Below are 7130 nucleotides of genomic sequence, written 5' to 3'. Positions count from 1 at the left end.
TTTGGTGGAATCACCAAGAATCGCAAAGACGCGTCGAACCAAAGAGTTAGAGCAAACAAGCGTTCACACTTGAACGCGCTTTGCTCTAGAAGCCGGCGATCCCAGGATCATCCCAGATCCGACCGGCTGCCCTCCAGCGCCGCTACGGTCAGCGGGTTCTCTTCCCTCACGCCGAAACGCCGGCGCTTGCCGAGGACCTGCTCGACGATGGCGCGGGTATAGAGGCCCGGGCCGCTCGAATAGATGCGCCAGCCGCCGTCGACATCGACGGTCCCGGCCCTGACCCGGCCCCATTCGGCGCTGGCGACATAGCGGTCGGGGAAGGCGGCGTCGGAGGAAGAGAAATAGGTGTTGCGCTGGCGCCGCGAGGCATTGGGCAGGCGCTGCGTCACCGCGATCGGGTTGATCAAGGCCAGGCCATCCCAGACCTTCTTCGCCTCGCCATGCTTGGCCAGGGCCTCGCAATAGCGCAGATGGGCGTGCACATACATCAGGCCGATCTCGCGCCCGAAGAAGGACGAGGATTCGGCGCGGCGGAACAGCTTTTCCGGGCCGCCATTGTAGACGACGGGCCGATCCATCAGATGGGCGCCGTCCGGCAGCAACAGATGTTCCTCGATCAGCTTGAGGTGGTGGCGGGCCTGGTCGTGCGTGAACAGGCCGCCGATGATGGGCTGCGTCATCGAGATCAGCGAATAGGACAGGCCCGTCCTGGTGTCGCTGGGATGCAGCAGCAGTTCGACGCCGCCCTGCTTCGCATCGACCGGGGCTGTGTCGGTCTCGCCGGGAGCCGCCTCCGCCGCACCGAAGATCTCGGGATCGAACAGGCCATAGCCGGCCACCACGCCGTCGCGGATCAGGTGCTGGTTGAAATCGCCGCGCATCCGGGCGGCGAGGTCGGAAAGCTCGGTGCTGCGGGCCGTCTCGCCGCGGCGCTTGAGGATGGCAGAATAGCGCACGATCTGCTCGTAGAGCAGTGCCACCGTCCAGCTCGACACCATCCAGTCGCGCAGATGCGGATCGGCGGGCTGGAGCGAATCGTTCCAGTCGCCCTCGCCATAGCGCACCAGGTGCGTGCCGGGGATGAAGCTCGCCGTAACCGTCTCCAGAAGCTTGTCGACATGGGCAGCGAGCGTCGACCGCGTCGCGGTCGCTGCATTCTTGTCGTCGCGCCAGGGCGCCTGCGCCTCCAGCACGGCGAGGTCGCCGGTGGCCTCGACATAGTCGCACAGCGCCTTCAGCGGCCAGACGATGACGTCGCCATGGCTGTCGCCGGCCCGGATATAGGGATAGGGGTCGAGCATGAACCATTGCGGCCAGTCCCCCCGGCTCTGCGACTGTTCGCCGAAGAGGGTGAGGAGAATGTGGCGCACCTCGGCATCGTGCTCGAGGGCGAGCATCAGCTCGATCGGGCCCTGGCAGACGTCGCGGGTGCCCCAGGCGGCGCCGGTATATTGCTCCAGGCCGTGCGGCACGGTGAGATGCATCATGGCGTCATGGGCGAGCCAGGGCAGCATCAGATCCTGGGCCTCGACATCGGGGCCGCTGCCTTTCAGGCGCAGGTCGCGGGTGAGCAGGCTCCAGAATTGGCGCGCCGGGGCGAGCAGGCTCTCGGCATCCGGGCCGGCGGCAAAGCGCGCAGCCAGCTGTTCTCCCTCGGCGGTCGATGTCATCGAGCCGGTGACGGCGAAGACGAGTTCGTTGGTGGCGTGGGAGCGCAGGGCGACATAGGCGCCGTCGCGCGCCTTGCCGTCGACATAGAGGAGCTCGTCACCGCCCACGGTCTCGACCGCAGATGGCGTCGAGGTGACGAGGTGATAGGCCGCTTGCCTGTAAGTCTGCCCCCACAGCCAGTCCGAGCCGGGCGACAGGTTGATGCGCTTGTCCCTGGCATCGACGCTGATGGTGCCGGTCTGCTCATAGTCGCGCTCGCCCATCACCACATGGCCGAACACCAGGAAACGACAGGGCGCCCCTTCGACGGTGACACGCCATTGCATGGCGGGTGCGTCGCCGGCGGCAATGGCATGCACGGTGACGGTGCGCCCGGGCAGGCGATAGATCCATTTGGCGTCGTTGAGCCCGATGTCGAAGGCGCTCGGCACGGCCAGCAGTTTCCAGCCCTCGCCCGTGTCCATCAGGATGCGCAGGCCGCTGCCGCGCGTGATGTTGTAGGGATCGCGCGAGACCGAGAACAGCTTGTGGAAGGAGGTGTTGCCGATGGTGAGCTGCGCCCCGAACACGCCATGCATCCAGGCGGTGGAGCACAGGGTTGCATCGTCGAGCCGCATGCTGGTGCCGCTGCGCAGGAGGGCGCCATGGCGGCGCGGCACCTGGGCTTCCTTGGCAGCGAGCACGACATGCCGATTCTGCTCGCCCTCCGGCACGAAGAAGGACAGCAATGTGCCGTTCTGGACTTCCTCCGCCAGGCGCTCGGGGTAGCGGGCCGCGACGTCTCCGGCTTCGAGCGGGAGCACGGCCAGCGGGGCGGCGTCCTGCACGAGGCTGCGGGCGGGCTCGGTTGGCGAGGGGGCATCCGTGCCGACTTCCCCGGCCTGGGCGGCCGCGGCGATAGCCGCGGGCAGGTCGGTCGGGCCGGAAGCGGCGCGATGATCGGGCGTGAACGACGCGAAGAAGGTGATATCGGCCTTCGCACCCTGCCCGACACTGACGGGATTGGACTGCAGGGCGATGCAACCGACCTCGTGCTGGCGGCGCTGCGAAGGCAGGTCGGTGCTGAAGGCGGCGGCGAACGCGCCGGTGACGCGGTAATCCGGCCCCAGGACCTGGATCGCGTCGGTGGCGAAGGCCTTCGCGCCGCTGACGCAGCCCTGCACCAGCCAGGGGAATTTGCCGCCCTGCGACAGGTTCTGCCGGCTCATCAGCACCGGGCCGAGGGTTTCGTGATGCTCGACATGGTGGTCGAGATATTGCGAGACATAGGCCTCGCTGTTCATCAGGAAGCCGCGGCTGCCGAGGCCGACATCCTGGATGAGGACGAGGTCGCAGGGCTGGGCCGGCCCCGAGCCCGACAGTTCGACCTGCCAGAACCAGAGCGCCTCGCTGGGATGGAGTGCGAGCCTTACCCGATAGGCGATGCCGCCGGCCTCGCTTTGCCAGACCGCGCTGGAGCCAGACGCCGCGAACCGGCCCTTGGCACCGGGGCCGACCAGTTCCTGGACGAAGGGATTTGGGCCGCCGGCGCGCAGATAGAGCCGGCCGATGCCACCATGGACGGGCGATCCCAGCACTTGGTTGAGCGTGACCCGGTCCTTGCCGTCGTCATGCTCGATGGCGAAGACCGTGCCGTTCTCCACGAAGGAGACGCTGAGGCCGCCGCTGTTTCGAATGGTCCTGAGCTGGAGGTCCTTTTCGCGCGGGATCGAAAATTGGCGCGTGCTGCCATCCGCCATGGCCTGTCTCCTCAAGCTGGCCGGCCGATGCAGACACCTGCGAATCGCAGCGCCATCGGTCGACCTTGTCAGGACGCTACTCGGGAGGCAAAAGCGGGTCCTGTCAACGATTCCGGAGTGACACATTCCAACTACACAGGGTGCACGCTCGGGGCCGGGAACGCGACGCTGGTCACCCCTTCGCCCCGTTCTTACGGGGAGAAGGTAAGGATGAGGGGCAGCTCGACCTCGTAAATTGAAGGCATTGCGTAGCCCCTCACCTCTATCCTCTCCCCGTAAACGGGGCGAGGGGGCGCAAGTGTTGAGCCTTTTCGGCGTCCGGTCATCTCGCCCAACCCCTATCCTCCCGCCTGGACGTCCCGTCCGCATCTTGCCCCCGAGCTGGCCGCGCATCTGAGGGAAAAACAAGACAGAACAGGACGAGATAGGCTTGTTGCACAAGACGTGGCTGCGCTATAATTTATTCTGAAGAAAGAAATTCCACTGTCCGTAAACCATCGAAAGCTCGCCATGACCGAATTGATCGACGGCAACGTCCATGCGGCCAATGTCCGCGCCCGCACCAAGGTACGCGCGGAGGCCTTTGCCGCCGCCCATGGCCGCAAGCCGCGCCTCGACGTGGTGATCGTCGGCAACAATCCGGCGAGCCGGGCCTATGTGAACACCAAGGCCAAGATGGCGCATGAGACGGCGATCGACGGCCGTCTGATCGAATTGCCCGAAACCGTTTCCAAGGAAGAGCTGCTCGGCGTGATCGCGGGCCTCAACGCCGATGAGGGCGTCGACGGCATCCTGGTGCAGCTGCCGCTGCCCGACCATCTCGACGGCCAGATGATGATCGATGCCATCCATCCGGCCAAGGATGTCGACGGCTTCCATCCGATGAATGTCGGCAAGCTCTTCACCGCGTCCAGGATCGACCCGGAAGCGATGCTGATCCCCTGCACCCCGCTCGGCTCGCTGCTGATGCTGCTCGACACCGTGGGCAAGGAAGGGCTTTCCGGCAAGAAGGCCGTGGTCGTCGGCCGCTCCAACATCGTCGGCAAGCCGATGGGTGCGCTCCTGCTCGCCTATGATTGCACGGTGACGACAGCCCATTCGCGCACCAAGGACCTGCCCGCCGTCTGCCGCGAGGCCGATATCCTGGTCGCCGCCGTCGGCCGGCCCGAAATGGTCAAGGGCGACTGGATCAAGGATGGCGCCGTGGTCATCGATGTCGGCATCAACCGCGTGCCCACCGAGGATGGCAAGGGCCGCATCGTCGGCGACGTCGCCACCAAGGAAGCCATGGGCAAGGCCTCCCACATCACCCCGGTTCCCGGCGGCGTCGGCAAGATGACCGTCGCCTGCCTGCTGCACAACACCATCGTGGCGGCGGAAGCCAGAGTGAAGGGGTAAGCGCCAAAAACCTTCTCCCCTTGCGGGAGAAGGTGGCCGAGCACAGCGAGGACGGATGAGGGGTGTTAGCGCATCCCTGCAGTGGTCGTGTTTCTCCCCTCATCCGCCCCTTCGGGGCACCTTCTCCCGCAAGGGGAGAAGGCTTATCGAAGCTCATTGCTCAGCCGCCCCTCCAGCAGATCGAGCACGGTGCGCGCCGCGTCGAGCACCGGCGTGCCCGGGCCGAACACGGCCGAGACCCCGGCCTCGCGCAGGAAATCATAGTCCTGGCGTGGAATGACGCCGCCGCAGACCACGGCGATATCGGCCCGGCCGCGCGCCTTCAGCTTTTCGATCAGCTGGGGCAGCAGCGTCTTGTGGCCGGCCGCGAGCGAGGAGACGCCGACGACGTCGACCTTCTCGGCCAGGGCCAGGTCGACAGCCTCGTCCGGGGTCTGGAACAGCGGGCCGGCGACCACCTCGAAACCCATGTCGGTGAAGGCCGAGGCGACCACCCGGGCGCCGCGGTCATGGCCGTCCTGGCCAAGCTTGGCCACCAGGATGCGCGGCTTGGCCCCGCGTTGTGCCGTGAAATTGGCGATGCGGCCGGCAAGGATTTCCACTTCCGGCCCTTCGCCGAAAGCAGGGCGATAAATGTCCGCCACCACCTTGGGACGGGCGCTGTGGTCGCCGAATTCGGCCCTGAGCGCGTCGGAAATCTCGCCCACCGTGGCGCGGTGGCGAGCCGCTTCGACGGCCGCCTCCAGGAGATTGCCGGTGCCTGAACGGGCCACCTCGGTGAGGACGGCAAGGGCCTTGGCCAGCGCCTGCGGGTCGCGCCGGCGCCGGACATCCGCCAGGCGCCGAATCTGCGCGGCGCGCACGGCATGATTGTCGATGTCGAGGCTGTCGATCGCGGGCTCGTCCTCGAGCTGGTAGCGGTTGACGCCGACCACCACCTCGTCGCCGCGGTCGACGGCCGCCTGCCGCTTGGTTGCGGCCTCCTCGATCAGGCGCTTGGGCAGGCCGGCCGCCACCGCCGCCGTCATGCCGCCCATCGCCTCGACCTCCTCGATCAGCGCCCAGGCCTGGCTGGCCAGATCATGGGTGAGGCTTTCGAGATAATAGGAACCGGCCAGGGGATCGACCACCTTGGTCACGCCGGTCTCGTGCTGCAGGATGAGCTGGGTGTTGCGGGCGATGCGGGCCGAGAATTCCGTCGGCAGCGCGATCGCCTCGTCGAAGGAATTGGTGTGCAGCGATTGCGTGCCGCCGAGGGCCGCCGCCATCGCCTCATAGGCGGTGCGCACGATGTTGTTGTAGGGATCGCGCTCGGCCAGCGAGACGCCCGAGGTCTGGCAATGGGTGCGCAGCATCAGCGATTGCGGATCCTTGGGGCCGAACTCGGTCATGATACGCGACCACAGCAGCCGGGCCGCGCGTAGCTTGGCCACCTCCATGAAGAAATTCATGCCGATGGCGAAGAAGAAGGAGAGCCGCCCGGCGAAGGCGTCGACGTCGAGCCCCTTGGCCAGCGCCGCCCGCACATAGTCGCGGCCATCGGCCAGGGTGAAGGCGAGCTCCTGCACCAAAGTCGCTCCCGCCTCCTGCATGTGGTAGCCGGAAATCGAGATCGAGTTGAAGCGCGGCATCTCCTTGGCGGTATAGGTGATGATGTCGGCGACGATGCGCATCGAGGCGGCGGGCGGGTAGATATAGGTGTTGCGGGTGATGAATTCCTTGAGGATGTCGTTTTGAATCGTGCCCGATAGTTTCGCGCGCGATACGCCCTGTTCCTCGCCGGCCACGATGAAGAAGGCCAGCACCGGCAGTACCGCCCCGTTCATGGTCATGGAGACCGACATCTCCTCGAGTGGGATGGCGTCGAACAGGATCTTCATGTCCTCGACGCTGTCGATGGCGACGCCGGCCTTGCCGACATCGCCCTCCACGCGCGGATGGTCGGAATCATAGCCGCGATGGGTGGCGAGGTCGAAGGCGACGGAGAGACCCTTCTGCCCGGCGGCGAGCGCCTTGCGGTAGAAGGCGTTGGAGGCCTCTGCCGTGGAGAAGCCGGCATATTGGCGGATGGTCCAGGGCCGGCCGGCATACATGGTTGCGCGCGGGCCGCGCAGGTAAGGCTGCTGTCCCGGCAGGGAACCGAGATGGCCGACGCCGGCGAGATCGGCCTCGGTATAGAGCGGCTTGACCGCGATGCCCTCCGGGGTCTGCCAGGTCAGGCTGTCGGGATCGGCCTTGACCTCCTTCCTGGCGAGTGCGCGCCAATCTTCGAGCGCGGTGTCGGCTGTGGAAGTCGGTGCAGACATGGCGGATCCTGAC

At 66.4% G+C, this 7130-nt stretch carries 3 protein-coding genes; 1 reads left to right on the top strand and 2 read right to left on the bottom strand.

Annotated features, from left to right (window positions below; all coding sequences use genetic code 11):
- Nucleotides 1-107 precede the first annotated feature (107 nt).
- Nucleotides 108-3413, bottom strand: coding sequence for a GH36-type glycosyl hydrolase domain-containing protein (locus tag QM672_RS24930; RefSeq protein ID WP_415085829.1), 3306 nt, complete (start codon nucleotides 3411-3413; stop codon nucleotides 108-110).
- 510 nt (nucleotides 3414-3923) lie between these two features.
- Between QM672_RS24930 and QM672_RS24925 the strand changes: the two genes are divergently transcribed.
- Nucleotides 3924-4811 (top strand): bifunctional 5,10-methylenetetrahydrofolate dehydrogenase/5,10-methenyltetrahydrofolate cyclohydrolase, encoded by an 888-nt coding sequence (locus QM672_RS24925; protein WP_311934149.1) that lies wholly within the window; start codon nucleotides 3924-3926, stop codon nucleotides 4809-4811.
- A 143-nt stretch (nucleotides 4812-4954) separates the two neighbouring features.
- Here the strand turns inward: QM672_RS24925 and scpA are convergent, their stop codons facing one another.
- A complete protein-coding gene (scpA, locus tag QM672_RS24920) occupies nucleotides 4955-7117 on the bottom strand; it encodes a methylmalonyl-CoA mutase (RefSeq protein WP_415085827.1) in 2163 nt (720 codons plus the stop codon).
- Nucleotides 7118-7130 lie beyond the last annotated feature (13 nt).

The organism is Labrys sp. (in: a-proteobacteria) (genome assembly GCF_047605565.1).
Classification (GTDB): Bacteria; Pseudomonadota; Alphaproteobacteria; order Rhizobiales; family Labraceae; genus Labrys; species Labrys neptuniae.
This window is presented reverse-complemented; position numbering and strand designations above follow the sequence as displayed.